This window comes from Devosia faecipullorum (assembly GCF_015158295.1).
GTDB classification, from domain to species: domain Bacteria; phylum Pseudomonadota; class Alphaproteobacteria; order Rhizobiales; family Devosiaceae; genus Devosia; species Devosia faecipullorum.
In genome coordinates this window covers 650696-668043 of record NZ_JACDXV010000001.1, presented here as the reverse complement: position 1 = coordinate 668043, position 17348 = coordinate 650696, and the positions used below count along the sequence as shown (strand labels likewise).

Genomic DNA, 17348 nt, shown 5'->3' with positions numbered 1-17348 from the left:
CCGCGTGGAAATTCATGCGTTAACAAGTCGTAACTTGTATGCTTGCCCGGGCAGGGCGACCCGCCTATATAGGCCGCAAATGGCGTTTAAAAGTTGAGTCTGCACATGTCTTCAGTTGACGTTACGGACTATCGGCCCAGCGAGGACGAGCCGTTCATGAACCCGCGGCAGCGGGAATACTTCCGGAGCAAGCTTTTAAGCTGGAAGGACGAAATTCTGCGCGAAAGCCGGCTGACCCTGGAAAACCTGCAGGAAGAAAGCCAGAATCATCCAGACATGGCTGACCGTGCCAGTTCAGAAAGCGATCGATCCCTTGAGTTGCGCACACGCGACCGGCAGCGGAAGCTGATCGCCAAGATCGATGCGGCGCTCAAGCGCATCGAGGAACATACTTACGGATATTGTGAAGAAACCGGCGAGCCCATCGGTATTGCCCGGCTCGACGCCAGGCCGACCGCCACGCTGAGCCTGGAGGCCCAGGAGCTGCACGAGCGTCGCGAAAAGGTTTATCGCGACGAATAAGCCGCAAGGTTGGACAGGATTGAAAAAGCCCGCAGCGATGCGGGCTTTTGTGTTCACCGCTTGCTGGAATTGGCTAAGTTGCGATCATAAATTTCCTGGATTTCCGGCGTCATGATCTCGTCAAACGCCTCCATTTCGATCACGGGGCGGATTTCGATCTCACTGTCTCCGAGCATTGGATTGGGGCAGCGTTTCACCCATTCGACCGCCTCGTCCATGTCTTTGACCTGCCAGATCCAATAGCCTGCGACCAATTCCTTGGTTTCAGCAAATGGGCCATCGATCACTGAGCGGTTGGAGCCACTGAAGGCGATCCGCTTGCCGGATGCGGACGGTTGCAGGCCATCGCCGCCGAGCATGATGCCTGCCTCGATCAGTTGCTCGTTATACCTTGTCATGGCTTCGAGCAGTTCGGTTGACGGCATGGTGCCCTGCTCACTGTCTGTGGTGGCTTTTACGAAGACGACGACGCGCATGGTTGTTCCCCTGATGCGACGAAGGCGGAATTGCCTTTCTGCCCAGCCGACGAGCCGGCGCCCTGAGCTTCGACATTTTGCGCGCGATTTGTGAAATGCAAAAGGCGAGGCCCCCTCAAGCCTCGCCTTTTCGACATGGTATGTGGCGATGCCTAGAAGCCGAACACCGTGGTGATGCCGGACTGGCCATTGCCGTTCTGGACGCATTGCGCATTGGTGGCCTGGCCGAACTGGAAGAGGCCGCAGGAATTGTTGTTGCCGTTCTGGCTGATCGTGCCGTTATGGCCATTGCCTTCCTGGAAGATGACGCCGTGATTGCCCGAGCCGTTCTGGTTGAAACCGGCCCCGTTGCCATTGCCGTTCTGGTAGGCATTGGCGCCGGTGGCGGACATGCCCTGGAACAGCGAGAACATTTGCAGCCCCATGCCGAGTGCCTGTGCCTGATCCGGATCGCTGGGCGAAAAGCCGATCGCGATCTGACCGCCCGCCATGGCGGGGGCGGCGGAAAGGCCAAGCATGGCGGCGGTGAGGGCGGCGGCGAAAGTCTTGGTGAAGCGGATGGTCATTTGTCTCTCCCTTAAGATTGGTGCGTTCCCTGTTGCTGGTGTCTCCAGCGCATGATCGGAGACTAGAATCGTTGACCTGAACTCATCCGGAGCGCTTTGTTCAGACGGCGTTCACCATTTTGGCGCTGCCTCGTCGGGGCAATGGAAAACAAAAAGGCCCCGCGCGAGCGGGGCCCATAGAGGTGAGTTGAGGACGGTTCAGATCTGGCTTGAACAATCGAATTTCTTGCCGCCGGTGGTGATGGTGAAATCCGCTTCAATAACCGAACCGGCATTGACCATGACCTTGCCCAGCGACACCAGCATGCCGGGGGAAGCCGAGAACTGGCCACCCTGGTTGATATTGGTGGAGCCGCCGGCGCCCGAACTCCTGAGTGCGAAGCGATATTCGCCATGCAGCGCGTCGGGGCTCTGCAGGACGCCTTCGATGGCCATCATGCCGCGATCGGTCGCGGTAGTGATGCCGCAAGTGATGTCGCTCGAACCGGCATTGCCATTGGCATTGGCTGCGACGGCTGCGCCGCCGAGCGCGAGCAGGGCGACGAGGCCCAGCCGGATGGGTGAACGGAGCATGTTTTCCTCCTCTTGGGGATTGTGTGGGGGCCGGCATGACGCCGGCCCGGTCAGGAGGGGTCAGGGGCAGGCCTGGACGAAGGCGCTGACATTGCCCGAACCATGCTGGACGACATTGGCGTTGCAGCCATTTCCCACCTGCACACCGGCAGCGATATTGCCGTTGCCGTCCTGGGTCAGGATGGCGTTGTGGTTGTCGCCGAACTGGCCGACGCCACCGGCATTGTTCCAGCCATTCTGCCAGACATCGCCGTAATTGTTATTGCCCTGCTGGCCGATGGCGGAAGTGTTATTGCCGCCATTCTGCTGGCTGATGGCCGTATTCCACCACCCGGTCTGCTTGGCGCCGAACTTGTTGTTCCAGCCCGCCTGGCCACCGCCGACGGCGTTGCCGAAGCCGAACTGGTCGATGTAGATGTCATTGGCCATGGAAGGGGTAGCAGAAGCGGCGATGACGCTGACGGTCAGGGCGGTGATGATGAGCTTGCGGATCATTTGTCGTCTCCTTGTTGGGTGGCGGTCCCTCCGACCGCGTCGTTGATGGAGACTGTTTTATGGGGGTGATTTGGAACCGCCCCTGAAGGCGGGATTCATAATCGGTTCAGAATATGAAAAAGGCGGATCTTGATTCCGCCTTTTCCGCTACGTATCTGAAAATAAAGAATTATCAGCCGTATCTTTTCGTAAGATGGACCTTAAAATGCTCGGCATTGAGCGCTTCGCCGGTGGCCTTCATGATCAAGTCAGGCGTGGAATAGCGCGAAGCCTGGGACCAGACCTTATCGGCGCGCCATCGATTGATGGCGGTGAAATCGCCCCTCTGCATGTGCTCGCCCATATCGGGAATGTCGCGCTTCATGGCGGAGCCCAATTGTGCCGCGATCATCGCGCCGAGTGTATAGGAGGGGAAATAACCGAAGGCGCCGCCGGGCCAGTGCACGTCCTGCATCGGGCCGTCCTTGGGGTCGTCGATGGTGGAAATGCCGAGATATTCAATCATCTTGGCATCCCATGCCTCGGGGATCTGGCTGGCCTCGAGCTTGCCTGAGACCAGATCCTGCTCCAGTTCGTAGCGCAGGATCACATGCAGGGGATAGGTCACCTCGTCGGCATCGACCCGGATATAGCCGCGCTCGACGAAATTGACCTCGCTGAGAATGTCGGCCACGTCCCAGCCGAGAATGGCGTCCTCACCCAGATGCTGATGGACCAGAGGCAGCATATAGGTCCAGAAGTCGCCGCTGCGGGCGATCTGCATTTCCACGAACAGGCTCTGGCTTTCATGCATCCCCATGCCGCGCGCCTTGCCCAAAGGCCAATGCGACCAGCCCTTGGGCAATCCCTGCTCGTAAAGCGCATGGCCAGTTTCGTGCAATACGCCCATCAGGGAGGTCAGGAATTCGTCGGTGCGGTAGCGGGTGGTCATGCGCACGTCGCTGGGCACGCCACCGCAAAACGGGTGATGCGACACAGCGAGCGAACCGTGAGTGAAGTCGAAACCGACGGCGCGCATGGCAGCGAGGCCCAGTTCGCGCTGCTTTTCAATCGGGTAGTGGGCATTGAGCGCCTTGCGCGGGCGGCGGGCAAGCCGCTCCTGCTGCGCCACCAAAGCTGTTGGTACGAATTCCTTGAGGAAGGATTTTAGATCGGCAAAAACGGCATCGATGTCGGCAGTCCGGTTGCCCGGATCATATTGGTCCATCAAGGCGTCGTAGGGGGAAAGGCCGGTTGCGGCGGCACGCAAGGCAGCCTCCTCGCGCACCAGTGACACGACGCCTTCAAGCGCCGGCAGGAAGGAATCCCAATCGCCCCTGGGCCGCAATTCACGCCACAATTGCTCCGAGCGCAGGGTGGCGGCGGTGCGGCGCTGGACGAATTCGGTCGGCAGACAGGTGGCGTTGATGTAATTGCGCTCGAACTCGCCGATGGCCAAAATCTGGTCCTCGGTCAGAGCCTCCGCCTTTGCCGATGCGATCCAGTCGCCAATTTCCGGCGCGATGGCCTGTGCGTGATACATGCCCGCAAGTTGCGACATGGCCTCGGCGCGCTTTTCGCCGCCGCCAACGGCCATATGGGTCGCCTCGTCGGCGCCGAGAATGGAAAGGGCATGCTCGAGCGCTTCCAGCTTGCGTCCGAGATCATCGAGTTTGGCAAAGGACATGAACGGGTTCCTGCAATATGAACCCGATCTGTTTCATAGAGGTCCGGCCGGATCAAGGTTGGTGGGGGGCTCGGCCAGCGTGGCGGTGTTCATGGAAATGGGGAGAGGCACAGCCGGGGAAGCTGTGCCTCGGGGAGCCAGGCTCGCGACATTGGGGAACGAGGAGCCTGTGGGGATGGCCGACGGCTTTTGCAGTCCGGCCTGGGGAGCGGCGCCGTCAACGGGGAGGAGACGGCGCCGGTAGTGGGGATCAGAAGGGCAGGATGGCGTCCATGACCTGCTGGCCGTAGCGGGATTGCTGCACGTCGGTGATCTGGCCACGTCCGCCATAAGAGATGCGCGCTTCGGCAATCTTGCTGGATAGGATCGTATTGTTGGCCTGGATGTCCGAGGGGCGAACAATGCCGGCAACGATCAGGTCGCGAACCTCGAAATTGACGCGGACTTCCTGGCGGCCCTCGATGACCAGATTGCCATTGGGCAGGACCTGCGTCACCACGGCGGCAACGGTGGTTTCGAGGCTTTCAGCGCGGTTCACCGAGCCGTTTCCGGTGTCGCGCATGCCCGAATTGAAGTCGATGGCGGCGCTGGGGTCGATGCTGTTATTGGTGATGTTGTTGAAGCCGGCAGCAAAAATCCCGCCCATGCCGGCCGAATTGGTCGAGTTCCGGTTGCGCTGGGTCTGGTTGTTGATCTTGGCGCTGTCGTCGATCGTGACCATCACGGTGAGAATGTCGCCGATGCGGTGGGCGCGCTCATCCTTGAAGAAGCCCCGCGCCGAGGTGCGGTAGAGCGAATTGGGCTGGTAGGTATCGGCGATGGGCTCGGGCATGGGCATGCGCACCGGCTGATAGCCCGCCGTAGTGGTGGGGTCGTTGATGGCGGACAAGGCCGGCGCCTGGCCGACATTGGCGAGACGGTCCATAGTGCTGCAGGCGCCCAGTGTGGCGGCAAGGGTCAGGATGGTGGCGAGCTTGATGAGGTTCATTTCTGCGATCCTGAATTAGAGGCCGGCAAGGGTCATGGGAGCGGTCGAAACCTCGACGGCGCCGGGGGCGATGGCCGTGGCATTGATCACGCGCCGGGAGACCAGGTTGAGCACCTGGAGCGGAGCATCCTTGGCCGCGCCGGTAACGGCCTGGCCGCGCACGGTCAGCGTCATCGGGCCGTGACGGTAGTAGATGGTGACGAGGTCATTTTTGGAGACGGCCTGCGGCACGCCGACATCGCTGGCGCGCACCAGCATGCCTTCGCGGCTCTGGCGGTTGAGGGACATGCCGATCAACTGCTCGAGCGGCGCGATGCCCTGGGCGGCGGCCTGCTGCGCCGGAACCGGGCGCATGACGAAATGCTCGGGTTGCAGCAGGGTGCCAGCAGGCAGGTTCGCTGCCAGATGGGGCGCGTTGACGCTCAATTCGATGGTGCCGGCAAGGTCCAGCGGCTGGCTGACGCCGGCGACGATGAAACGGGCCGCAAATGAGCCGTTGCCCGGCAGATAGCGCAGGGTGTCGAGGCGGGCAGGGGCCTCGCCGGCCTCCGCGCGGATCGGATCGAAGGGCTGGGACAGCAGGATATCGGCATTCATGTCATCGGCAAGAATGCCCCGGCTGCGCAGGTCATCTGTGATGAGGGCAGTCAGAATATCCTTGTCGACCATGGCGGCTGCGCGCGACACGCGCACCTGGCCAAGGCCTTGAGCGTCAAAATAATCAAGGCCGATGCGGGCCGTCGCCTGGCGGATGGCGGCCAGATCGACATTGCCGGTCGTGCCCGGTAGCGGAGAGCGGAATAGCGGTTTTTCAGCCAGCGCGCCGGAATCGTCGAACATGTCGCCGACGGTCACAACGGGGGCCATAACCACGATGTCGGACTTGAGCACGGGCGCTGCAAAGGCAGTGCCGGCCGACAGCGTCAGGGCGATGATGGCGATGAGGGAGTGTGCTTTTTTCATGGCGTCCTCCTAGTCAGCGCAATTGGCTCGTGGCCTGCATCATCTGGTCGGCGCCGGAAATGACACGGGCGTTCATTTCGTAGGCTCGCTGGGCGGCGATCAGGTCGGCGATTTCGGTCACCGAATTGACGTTGGCCAGTTCCAGATAATTTTGCAGCAGGTCACCGGCGCCATCGGCATTGGGCACGCCCACCTGGGCCGCGCCGCTGGCCGCGGTTTCGAGGAAGAGGTTGTCTCCCATGGATTCGAGGCCAGACTTGTTGACAAAACGCGCCAATTGCAGCTGGCCGAGCTGGGTGGGCATGGTGTCGGTGCCGATATAGGCTTCCACCGTGCCGTCCGGCGAAATGGCGACGCCGCGTGCGTCGCCGGGGATGTTGATGCCGGGATCGACGGTATAACCAGCGGAATTGACCAGCGTGCCTTCGGCGTCGCGCTCGAAGGAGCCGTCGCGGGTATAGGCGGTGCGGCCATCGGGCAGCTGGATCATGAAGAAGCCTTCGCCGCGAATGGCCACGTCCAATTCACGCTCGGTCATATTGACCGAGCCCTGGCTCATGACGCGAGGCGTCGAGATGGTGCGCACACCCGAGCCGATCTCCAGTCCCGCCGGCACCATGGTGCCCTGACCCGAGGTCTGCGACCCGGCGCGGGTGATCTGCTGGTAGAGCAGATCCTGGAATTCGGCGCGCTGGCGCTTATAGCCAGTGGTGCGCATATTGGCGATGTTGTTGGAAATGACTTCGACATTGCGTTCCTGGGCGCTCATGCCGGTCGATGCGATATAGAGTGCTTTCATGGCGGTTCGTCCTCAGGATCAAGCGTTGGCGTCGCCGAGACGCTGAATGGCCGAGCGGCGCAGCTCGTCCTGCTTCTGCGTCAGCGAAGCGATGGATTCGTAGGCGCGGGTGACGCGGATGAGTTCAGCCATTTCCGACACACCGGAAACGTTGGAGCGCTCCACGTGGCCCTGGATGGCCCGGGTATTGGTGTTGGGGCCGGGCGTGCCGCCGGAAAACAGATTGCTGCCCTCGCGGGCCAGGGCCTGCGGGTTATCGAACTCGACGATGCGCAACTGCCCCCGGGCGCCGGCGCTGGAGGAGATCATGCCATCGGTGGCGATGGCGATGCCGACTTCTTCGGGGCCGAACTGGATCGGGCCGGCGAGGCCGAGAACGGGATTGCCCGAAAGATCGACCAGCGTGCCGTTGCTGCTGATCTGGAACGATCCGGCCCGGGTCCAGCGTTCGCCGGCAGGGGTCTGGACGGCGAAAAAGCCGTCGCCATTAAGGGCCACATCGAGGTCATTGCCGGTCTGGATCATGGTGCCGCCGGCCATGTCGTGGATCGTCGCCCAGTCCTGCACATAGGAGAGCGGCTGGTCGAGATTGGGGAAAGTCCGGTCGCGCGCCACCGGCATGGTGTATTCTTCGAACAGGATCTGTTCGGCTTTGAAGCCGGTCGTGTTGATGTTGGCGACATTGTGCGCCACCACGTCCATCCGGCGCTGCAAAGCGATCTGCCGGGACAGGCTGATAAGTTGCGCGTTCTCGATCATGACATTCCCCGTGTCTTTCCCCGAGACAGCCGCTTCCCCAAGCTGACCGCCTCGCCCATTAACTTTGCAGAAACCATGCCAAGAGCGGTATTTTAGTAAAATCAGATACTTAACGGTGTGTCAGATGCAGTCATCGGCAATTAATGTCTGCGTCGCCGGCAAAAGCTGCCCGGCAAAAACTGCCGGGCCAGGGCTAATCGTAACTATTCGTTAACCAAGTGCCCCTTAGCTGGATGAGAGGCCGGAATCGGCCGGAATTGCCGGATTTGGTGGGGCGAGCAATGGCTGCGGAAGCAGAAGTCGGAACTGAAGCGCCTGCCAAGAAGGGTATTCCCAACCTCTTTCTGATAATCGGCGCCGCTCTCATCGTGGTGCTGCTGGCGGGCGGCGGGATCTTCTTCTTTCTCTCGTCCTCGGGTTCATCCGACGCGGCAACGCAAATGGATGGCGTGGCCGGAACGCCGATTCCGCAGAACACCTTCATCTTCAACCTGCCGCCCATGATGGTGAATCTAAGCACCGATGACGGCAATGCGGCGGTGATGAAGCTGACCATCGCGCTGGAAGTCGCCGACGAAAAGATGATGACCGAAATCCAGCCGCGCCTGCCACGGGTGATCGACGCATTCCAGGTTTATCTGCGCGAACTGCGCAAAAGCGACCTCGAGGGATCGGCCGGCATTTATCGCCTCAAGGAAGAGCTGCTGCGGCGGGTCAATATCGCGATCTATCCCGCCCACGTTCAGAACGTGCTCTTCAAGGAAATCCTGGTGCAGTAATGGCTGGGCCGAGCGAACAGGACAAATTGAGCGACGATTGGGGTGTCGAAGGCCTCGCGGCTTCCGCAATGCCCGATGAATCGGAAATGACCGAGGAAGAGCGCAATGCCGCCGCGGCTGCCGAATGGGCCGCGATGCTCGAAGGAGGCGACGGCGGAGAGGATGGCGGCCCCGACCGGGTGCTGAATCAGGACGAGATCGACAGCCTGCTCGGCTTCGACGCCAGCGCTGCCGGCAATGTCGAACTGAGCGGCGTTCAGGCGCTGATCAATTCGGCGCTCGTTTCCTATGAACGCCTGCCGATGCTGGAGATCGTCTTCGACCGGCTGGTGCGGCTGGCCACGACCTCGCTGCGCAATTTCACCAGCGACAATGTCGAAGTGACGATGGATTCGATTTCCTCGGTCCGCTTCGGCGACTATCTCAATTCCATTCCGTTGCCGGCCATCCTCTCGGTGATCAAGGCCGAGGAATGGGAGAATTACGGCCTGCTCACCGTCGATTCCAATCTCATCTATTCGATGATCGACGTACTGCTCGGCGGCCGCCGGGTGGGGGGCAATATCCGGGTCGAGGGGCGCCCTTACACGACCATCGAAATGGCGCTGGCCCGTCGCATGATCGAGGTCATTCTCGATGATACGCATCGCGCCTTCGAGCCGGTGACGCAGATCAATTTCAAGCTGGAGCGCATGGAGACCAATCCGCGCTTCGCTGCCATTTCCCGGCCTGGCAACGCTGCCATTTTAATCGAATTGCGCATTGAGATGGATGATCGCGGTGGCAAGATCGAGATTTTGCTGCCCTATGCCACCATTGAGCCGATCCGCGAGCAATTGCTCCAGATGTTCATGGGCGAGAAGTTCGGCCGCGACCCGATCTGGGAAGGACATCTGGCCACTGAGATTTATCAGGCCGATGTCGAGATCGAGGCGGTGATGCACGAGCAGGATCTGCCGCTGTCCAAGGTGCTTAATCTGCAACCCGGACAGACTTTGATGTTCGAGCGCGCACCCAGCGATCCGATCCGGCTGCGCTGTGGCGATGTCGAATTAACCGAGGCCATCATGGGCCATATCGGCAAGAATGTTTCCGTGCGGGTGACGCGCCCGCTCAACCCGCCCAAGGTCACCATGGCGGCCTTCGAGGCAATCGACGAAACGATGGAAGGACGATGATGTTCGGTTTGCCGCTGGGAATTTTTGTCGAAGGCGCCGTGGCCGTGCTCTTGGCTCTGACAATCGGCTATTGCGTGCTGCTCAATCAGCGGCTCAAGCGCCTGCATCAGGACAAGGATGCGCTGCGCCAGATGGTTGCCGACCTGGTTGGCGCCACCAATCTGGCCAATCAGGCCATCAAGGAACTGAAATCAACCGCCGTCGAGGCCGATCTCAGCCTGACAGCCCGCCTTGAAGAGGCTGAGCGTTTCGGCGTCGAACTTGCCAATCACGTCAATGCCGGCACGGTGCTGATGGAGCGCATTGCCCGGATCACCAGCGTGGCGCGCCAGAGCCAGGCCATCGAGACGGAAGAGGAGCCCAACAAGGTTCAGTCCGCGCTGCAGCAATTGTCGGCGCGCGTGCGCAATCGCGGAGCCGCCGCGTGACCAATATCCGCCTGTTGCCCGTCGTCATTCTTGCTGTTGCCGCCCTTTTCGTCCTCAAGACGGTGGGTCTGGTGACCAATGGCGGCTATGTGCTGACAGGGGTAAGCATCGCGGAGGCGGCCGGTGGTGCCGCCCCCACCACGACGCCGGTGGCGCAGGGCGAAACCGTCACCATGCCCTCGGAACCCACCATTGCTGACACGACGCCGACATTGGGCGACAAGACGCCGACGCTGGCAATGCAGCCTGCGGAAGCCTCGGCGCAGGGTGTGAGCGGAGAAACCGTCGACCATGACGAGGGTGACGTGATCGGCGCCGCCGCTGAGCAGGGCGGCGAAAACTTGATCGCCGATGAAAATGCGTGTGCATTGCGCCCGGTATTGCCTGAAGGCGAGCAGAGTGCTTCGGACGGCCAGTTGATGGTGATGCCCGCCGATTGCCCACCGATGGTCGATGCCTTGCCGCAATTGGTAACCGGCGAAGGTCTGGTGCCCTTTGGCAATAGTGAGAGCGGACAGACCGAGCAGGTCTTGCTTGAACGCCTTGCCGCGCGGCGCACCGAGCTGGAAACCTACGAACAGCAATTGGCCATGCGCGCCTCGCTGGTGGAAGCGGCGGAAAAGCGCATCGAGGAACGCCAGGCGACCATGCAGTCCATCGAGGACCAGATCGCCTCGCTGGTCGAACAGCGCAAGCAGATGGAAGAAGGGCAATTCGCCAGCATCGTGGCCATGTACGAGACCATGAAGCCGAAGGATGCTGCCAAGATTTTCGACAATCTGGAGATGGAAGTGCTTTTGCGGGTGTCCAAGATGATGGCGCCGCGCAAGATGGCGCCAATCCTTGCCGAGATGAATACGACCCGGGCCCAGGAATTGACGGTAGGCATGGCTTCGGCCAGTACCGATCCGCTCGAAAGTATGAGCGAGGACGACCTTGCCGCATTGCCGCAGATCATCGGCCAGTAAATCTGGCCGCAATGCTTTAGGGGGACGTTAAGCCCGCCTCGCTAGATTTACGGCTCAACGAGCGTAATCCTTCGCGTTTTGGGGCTTCCGGGGCAGAAAACCCGACCACAAAACGTTTATCTCTGGCGTCGGGACGGGCAGAAAGCCGGTGAAGACCGCATATATCGCAGGCTTGCGACGGGCAGGAATAGCCCTGGTCGCTCCTTTCCTTGCCAGTTTTCTGGCAATGATAGCGCCTGTGCATGCACTGGACCAGGGCCAGCTCTATGCTGCCGCGCAAGATGGCTATGGCCGGCTGATCCTGAGTTTTCCGGCGCTGGATGACTTGCCCAAGCATGATTTTCGCATCGAAAACGGTGTGCTCTCCATCGAATTCGCAGAGCCCGTCGCGATTACTCTGCCCGATGTCGGGCTGACGATGCCCGATTATCTCACGATCGCCCGCGTGGATCCCGACGGGCGCGGCTTGCGCATTGGTCTCAGATCCAGTTTTAACTTCAACCGCATCGAGGCGGGTGAACAGCTCTATATCGATCTACTGCCGCCCACCTGGCAGGGTATGCCGCCACCTTTGCCGCCAGAAGTCATCGAGGAACTGGCTGAGCGGGCCCGCCTTGCCGCCATCAGGGCCGAGCGCGAGCGCAAGGCGCGCATGGCTGCCGAACTTGATCCCGAGGTCAATATCCGGGTCGGACAGAACGCGACCTTCCTGCGGATCCAATTCGACTGGACGGTGCCAACCGATGCGAAATTCGCTCAAAAGGGCAATATCGGCGCAGCCACTTTCGAATGGCCGGTCGGGATGGACGTCAGCGCCTTGATGGGTGGTCTGCCGGACGAGGTGGTCTCGGTTCAATCGGGATCGTCCGCTGATGGAGCGGTCGCTACCTTCATTTTTGCCGAAGGCGTCAAGCCGCGCTTCTACGAGGTCACGCCCAGCCAATATGTGCTCGACATCGATATTGCCGGGCAGGGCCTTCCGGTATTGACGCCTGAAGATCTGGCGACGGCGAGCGCAGAAAGTGAAAAATCGGCCGAGCCGGTTGCGGAAGCTCCGCGCATTGCCGCCCTGCAATCGTCGGCTGCGGAGGTGATCACTCCTTTCGTCAGCGTTCTGGGCTCTACCGTCCGACTGATTTTTCCCTTTGAGCAGGATACGCCGGCCGGCGTGTTCCGGCGCGGCAACACGGTCTGGATGGTGTTCGACAGCGTGAGCGGCATTCAACCGCCGTCGCCCAATTCGGCTCTCGATGATATCGCCAGCGAATTTGCCGTGATCCCGTCCGGCGATACGCAGGTGGTGCGCATCGATCTGTCGCACGACCGGCTGGCAACGCTGGGCTCGGAAGGCATGGCCTGGGTTCTCTCGCTTGGTGACATGATGCTGAGCCCAACGGAGCCCATGAGCCTCAGTCGCCGCCGCGACGTCGAGGGGGCGTTCGAGATGGTGGCCGATGTGGTGCGCCCCGGTCGCATTCATGATTTTCGCGATCCGCTGGTCGGTGACGTTCTCAAGGTGGTGACGGCCTATCCGCCGGCACGGGGCCTGACGCGCACCCTGGATTATGTCGATTTCACCGCCCTCCGAAGCGTACATGGCCTGGTGGTCATGCCCAAATCCGCCGGTCTCCATGTGGCGCTGGAGAGCCCGCTCGCGGTGATTTCCAACACTGGCGGGCTGACGGTGTCCGCCTCCGATGCATTGCGCAATTTCGGTACGGAAGCGCAGGAGGCCGCTCGCGCGGGGTTCATCAACCTTTTGGCGCTCGAGGAACGCGATCCGATCAAGTTCGGGCAGAAACGTGATGCGCTGGAACTGACCGCCGCCTCCAGCGAGGGGCGCAATCGGGATATTGCCCGGCTCGATCTGGCGCAGTTCCTACTGGCCAACCGCTTTTCGTTCGAGGCGCTGGGGGTGTTGCGGGTGCTCGAGGGCGATCTCAAGGCGCAGGATCTGACCAAGTCGATGCGCATGACGCAGGCTTTGGCCAATGTCATGTCCGGCCGCCCGGATGAAGCGTTGCAGGCTCTCAATGCCGCTGCTTTGGCCCAAGAGGTTGACGCAATGTTCTGGCGCAGCATGGCGCGGGCGGGCCAAAGCGATTACCGGGGCGCACGGCAGGACGCGCTCGATGCGCGCTTGGTGGTCGATTCATATCCCGAATGGCTCCGCAATCTATTCCGGCTGACGGCTACTCGCTCGGCTATCGAGGTCGGGGACAGTGAATTTGCCGAGCAACTGCTGGGGCAGATCGAATTCGCGTCGCTCAGCGTTGAGGACGCATCGCTCTATCATCTGCTGTCGGGCAGGGTGGATGAAGCCTCCGGACGCCTGCAGGAAGCATTGGACACTTACGGGCAGGTGATCGCGTCGGAAGTGCGCCCCACCCGCGCCGAGGCGGTCTATCGTACTCTGCTGCTGCTGGATCAGCAGGATCGGCTCAGTCTGGGCAAGGCGACCCAGACCCTGGCGGCCGAAACGCTGCTCTGGCGCGGCGATACGCTTGAAGCAGAAATGCAGGCTCTGCTCGCCAGACTCTATTTCCGCAATGGCGAATACCGGGTCGGGTTCGAAACCGTTCGAGCCGCCGTCACCAGCTTTCCTGAAAGCCCCGCGGTCAATGCCCTGCGCGATCAGGCCCAGACCATGTTCGCCGACCTCTTCCTCAATGGCGTTGCCGATTCCATCGGGGCGGTCGAAGCTCTGGCCATCTATTATGATTTCCGCCATCTGACGCCTCCGGGGGCGCGCGGCGATGAAATGATCCGCAATCTCGCGCGGCGGCTGGTGCGCGTGGACCTGCTGCCGCAGGCCGCCGATCTGCTGCAATACCAGTTGGACAACAGGCTGCGCGGCGTGGCGCGGACGCAGATCGCTGCCGATCTTGCGGTCATCTACCTGGCCGACCGCAAGCCGCAGGATGCCCTTCGGGTGCTCAACGAGACACGATTGCCCGAAATCCCGGAATCGCTGGCACGCCAGCGTCGCATCCTGGAGGCACGGGCGATGATCGATGGCGGGCGCGATCAGCTGGCGCTCGATCTGGTCAACAACATGGACGGCAAGGACGTGGAATTGTTGCGGATCGATGCTCATTGGAAAGCTCGGCGCTACAGCCAGGCCGGGGAAATGATCGAGGCGATTTATGGCCGTGACACCAGCGGGCAGGCTTTGAACCGCACGGCCCGCCTGAACCTGGTCAAGGCTGCGGTCGGCTACGTGCTGGCCGGCGACGATTACGGCCTGTCCCGGCTGCGCAACAAATTTGGCGAGCAGATGGTCAATTCGCCGGAATGGCCCATGTTCGATTTCGTGACCGGGCCGATCCAGGCCACGAGCCTCGAATTCAAGAAGGTTGCTGCCGAAATTGCGGCGCAGGACAGCCTCACCGCTTTCCTTTCCTCTTATCGCGAAACCTATGGCGCCGATGGCGCCCTGGCTCCGGCCAATGCCGCCGAGGCCAGCGCCGCTCCAGTGGCGCGCTGAGCCACCTGGCATCAGCAGATTCCACCATCCCATGTTGAAAAGCGGCTTCGCCCTCCCATGGGAGCGGTGCATTTGCTAGACCTTGGACGATGTCCCGATTCGGGACGGCCTGTGCCTGCTGGAGCATTAGATCATGGCATCGACGCCGCGCGGCGAGGACAGCTATCCCGACCCGGTTCTGGACGCGGCGCGCGCCGGCATCGATCTGTGGCGCGTGGCGCTTCTCGGACTGGTACTGATCCTGATGGCGGTCGGCTTTTCCCTGTTCAGCGACCAGATTCCAGCCGAGGCGATGATGGCCTTTGTGGGCGTGCTGGCTGTGGCGGGCGTATTCTTCCTGTTCGGGCTCGTTGCGGGGCTCTTTCGCTTTTCACCGACCGAAGAGCGGCGCACATTGAGCCATGCGGTGGTGGACAGCCTGCCTTTCGGCACGGTGATTGCGGGCCGAGATGGCAAGATCGCCTATGTCAACCAGCACTATGGGCGTTTTCCCGGCGCGATGAATAATGGCGTTCCGGTCAGTGTACCGCGCCTGTTCGCCGGTTATGCCGATGCCAGCGAGGCCATTTACCGCCTGTCGCGCGCTGCCAAAGATGGCCGCAGTGCCATCGAGGATATTCGCGTGCCGGGAGGGCTGGGCGGATCGCAGGCCGAGGCTGGCCGCGTGTTCTGGTATCGCGTGGCGGTGCGGCCGCTGCCGCAGACCGACGATGCCCGCAAGGCGCTGGTCGCCTGGTCCATCGAAGACACGACACGCGACCGCGAAAGCAACGAGACTGCGTTCCGCGACCTTCAGCGCGCCATCGACTATCTCGATCATTCGCCGTCCGGCTTCTTTTCTGCGGACGCGAATGGCCGCATCCAATATCTCAACTCCACCCTGGCTGATTGGCTCGGCTATGACCTTGCCGAGTTCAATTCCGGCCATCTCAACCTCAAGGATATCGTGCGGGGCGACGGCGCATCGCTGCTGATGCGGGGCCGGGGCGATGGTGAAATCCGCACTGAAATCATCGACATCGACCTGGTGCGCCGCAATGGCACTGCCTTGCCGGTGCGCTTGCTGCACCGGGCAGCGCGCCTCGCCGATGGCGAATTGGGCGAGACGCGCACGCTGGTGCTCGACATGTCGAGCGCCCCAGACACCGAAGAAGAATTGCGCGCCGCCGAAGTGCGGTTCTCCCGCTTCTTCAACGACACGCCTTTTGCCATCGCCACTCTGGACGGCGAGGGCCGCATCATACGCACCAATGCGCCGTTCGGGCGCATTTTCCGCTGGTCAGGCGAAGACAAAAGCCTCGAATTGCAGAAGCTGCACGATCTGGTGGGGGAGGCCAGCCGCGAAAAGCTCGACCGTGCCCTCGCCGCCGCGCTGGCGCAGCATTCGGAGGTCGAGCCGGTCGATGCGCTGCTCAGCGTCGAAGGCGAGCATGCGGTCAGGCTCTATGTCTCGGCGTCCGAGGTCAGCGCCGGATCGCCTGAGCAGATCAATGTCTATGCGCTGGACATGACCGACCAGCGCAAGCTGGAAGCCCAGTTCGCCCAGAGCCAGAAAATGCAGGCAGTGGGTCAACTCGCTGGCGGTGTCGCACACGATTTCAACAACCTGCTCACCGCCATTATCGGTTTTTCCGATCTGCTGCTGCTCAAGCACAAGCCGGGTGATCCCTCGTTCAGCGAACTGATGCAGATCAAGCAGAACGCCAACCGTGCCGCTGGCCTGACCCGCCAGCTGCTGGCTTTCTCGCGCCGCCAGACCCTGCGCCCACAAGTGCTGGAACTGCCACTGATCGTCGACGACCTGACCGTGCTGCTCAAGCGCATGATCGGGGAGAAGAACTCGCTCTCGGTCGAACATGGCCGCAATATCTGGCCGGTGCGCGCCGATGTGGTGCAACTCGAGCAGGTGATCATCAATCTGGTGGTCAATGCGCGCGACGCCATGCCCAATGGCGGCGCGATCACGCTGCGCACCTCCAATGTCGGTGAGAACGACATAGCGGGAATGAAGTTCGAGGGTATGGTCCCGGCCGATTATGTGCTGATCGATGTGCAGGATTCCGGCACCGGCATGAGCCAGGAGGTGCTGGAGAAGATTTTCGAGCCCTTCTTCACCACCAAGGAATTGGGCAAGGGAACCGGGCTCGGATTGTCCACGGTCTATGGCATCGTCAAGCAGACCGAGGGTTATATCTATCCGGTCTCGACGCTCGGGGTCGGCACGACGTTCAAGATTTTCCTGCCGCGCTATCTTGCGAGCACCGAGGAAACCGCGGCCAAGGCCGCCAATGCGGCGGCGCCGGTCAAGGACCTGACCGGACAGGAGCGCATTCTGCTTGTCGAGGACGAGGAAAGCGTGCGCGCCTTCTCCGCCCGGGCGCTCAAGGCCACCGGCTATGAGGTATTCGAGGCCGATGGCGGCGAAGAAGCAATCGAAGTGCTGGAAGAGCTCGAATACGAGGTCGATCTGATCATTTCCGACGTGGTGATGCCGGAAATGGACGGCCCAACCATGCTCAAGGTCATTCGCGAGAAGATGCCGAACCTCAAGATCATCTTCGTGTCCGGCTATGCGGAGGAAAGCGTGCGGCGAGACATTGGCGAGGATCAGAGCGTCGATTTCCTGCCCAAGCCCTATTCGCTCGACCAGATCAATTCCAAGGTCAAGGAAGTGCTGCGCCGGTTGGACAAAGAGGGATAG

The 17348-nt window shown here is 61.4% G+C and carries 16 protein-coding genes; 7 read left to right on the top strand and 9 right to left on the bottom strand.

Annotation, left to right across the window (positions count from 1 at the left end; genetic code table 11):
* The first annotated feature begins 105 nt into the window (after nt 1-105).
* Nucleotides 106-522, top strand: coding sequence for an RNA polymerase-binding protein DksA (dksA, locus tag H0482_RS03335; RefSeq protein WP_193729081.1), 417 nt, complete (start codon nt 106-108; stop codon nt 520-522).
* Between the two features lie 53 nt (nt 523-575).
* Here the strand turns inward: dksA and H0482_RS03330 are convergent, their stop codons facing one another.
* From H0482_RS03330 to flgF, 9 genes are all read right to left on the bottom strand, one after another.
* Nucleotides 576-998 (bottom strand): YciI family protein, encoded by a 423-nt coding sequence (locus H0482_RS03330; protein ID WP_193728580.1) that lies wholly within the window; start codon nt 996-998, stop codon nt 576-578.
* Between the two features lie 152 nt (nt 999-1150).
* Nucleotides 1151-1564 carry a curlin gene (locus H0482_RS03325; protein WP_193728579.1) on the bottom strand — a complete coding sequence of 138 codons (414 nt, stop codon included), beginning with the start codon at nt 1562-1564 and terminating at the stop codon, nt 1151-1153.
* Between the two features lie 198 nt (nt 1565-1762).
* The gene (csgH, locus tag H0482_RS03320) at nt 1763-2137 is read right to left on the bottom strand and encodes a curli-like amyloid fiber formation chaperone CsgH (RefSeq protein WP_193728578.1); all 375 of its coding nucleotides are present in this window, start codon (nt 2135-2137) and stop codon (nt 1763-1765) included.
* Between the two features lie 60 nt (nt 2138-2197).
* Entirely contained in the window at nt 2198-2632 is a 435-nt protein-coding gene (locus H0482_RS03315; protein ID WP_193728577.1) for a curlin, read from the bottom strand.
* A 172-nt stretch (nt 2633-2804) separates the two neighbouring features.
* The gene (locus H0482_RS03310; protein WP_193728576.1) at nt 2805-4298 is read right to left on the bottom strand and encodes a carboxypeptidase M32; all 1494 of its coding nucleotides are present in this window, start codon (nt 4296-4298) and stop codon (nt 2805-2807) included.
* Nucleotides 4299-4548: 250 nt separating this feature from the next.
* The gene (flgH, locus tag H0482_RS03305; RefSeq protein WP_193728575.1) at nt 4549-5286 is read right to left on the bottom strand and encodes a flagellar basal body L-ring protein FlgH; all 738 of its coding nucleotides are present in this window, start codon (nt 5284-5286) and stop codon (nt 4549-4551) included.
* A 15-nt stretch (nt 5287-5301) separates the two neighbouring features.
* The gene (gene flgA / locus H0482_RS03300; protein WP_193728574.1) at nt 5302-6249 is read right to left on the bottom strand and encodes a flagellar basal body P-ring formation chaperone FlgA; all 948 of its coding nucleotides are present in this window, start codon (nt 6247-6249) and stop codon (nt 5302-5304) included.
* A gap of 13 nt (nt 6250-6262) precedes the next feature.
* Entirely contained in the window at nt 6263-7048 is a 786-nt protein-coding gene (gene flgG, locus H0482_RS03295) for a flagellar basal-body rod protein FlgG (RefSeq protein WP_193728573.1), read from the bottom strand.
* A gap of 18 nt (nt 7049-7066) precedes the next feature.
* Nucleotides 7067-7807 (bottom strand): flagellar basal-body rod protein FlgF, encoded by a 741-nt coding sequence (gene flgF / locus H0482_RS03290; protein WP_210319058.1) that lies wholly within the window; start codon nt 7805-7807, stop codon nt 7067-7069.
* A 281-nt stretch (nt 7808-8088) separates the two neighbouring features.
* On the opposite strand from flgF, the gene H0482_RS03285 reads away from it, so the two are divergent.
* From H0482_RS03285 to cckA, 6 genes are all read left to right on the top strand, one after another.
* Nucleotides 8089-8586, top strand: a complete 498-nt coding sequence (locus H0482_RS03285) for a flagellar basal body-associated FliL family protein (RefSeq protein ID WP_193728572.1) — start codon at nt 8089-8091, stop codon at nt 8584-8586.
* Entirely contained in the window at nt 8586-9764 is a 1179-nt protein-coding gene (gene fliM / locus H0482_RS03280) for a flagellar motor switch protein FliM (protein WP_193728571.1), read from the top strand. The genes H0482_RS03285 and fliM overlap by 1 nt, the downstream gene beginning before the upstream one ends.
* Nucleotides 9761-10192, top strand: coding sequence for a DUF6468 domain-containing protein (locus H0482_RS03275; RefSeq protein WP_193728570.1), 432 nt, complete (start codon nt 9761-9763; stop codon nt 10190-10192). The genes fliM and H0482_RS03275 overlap by 4 nt, the downstream gene beginning before the upstream one ends.
* Nucleotides 10189-11160, top strand: a complete 972-nt coding sequence (locus H0482_RS03270) for a MotE family protein (RefSeq protein WP_193728569.1) — start codon at nt 10189-10191, stop codon at nt 11158-11160. The genes H0482_RS03275 and H0482_RS03270 overlap by 4 nt, the downstream gene beginning before the upstream one ends.
* A 238-nt stretch (nt 11161-11398) precedes the next feature.
* Nucleotides 11399-14647, top strand: a complete 3249-nt coding sequence (locus H0482_RS03265; RefSeq protein ID WP_193728568.1) for a hypothetical protein — start codon at nt 11399-11401, stop codon at nt 14645-14647.
* A gap of 133 nt (nt 14648-14780) precedes the next feature.
* Complete coding sequence (gene cckA / locus H0482_RS03260; RefSeq protein ID WP_193728567.1) at nt 14781-17348, top strand: cell cycle histidine kinase CckA; 2568 nt, start codon at nt 14781-14783, stop codon at nt 17346-17348.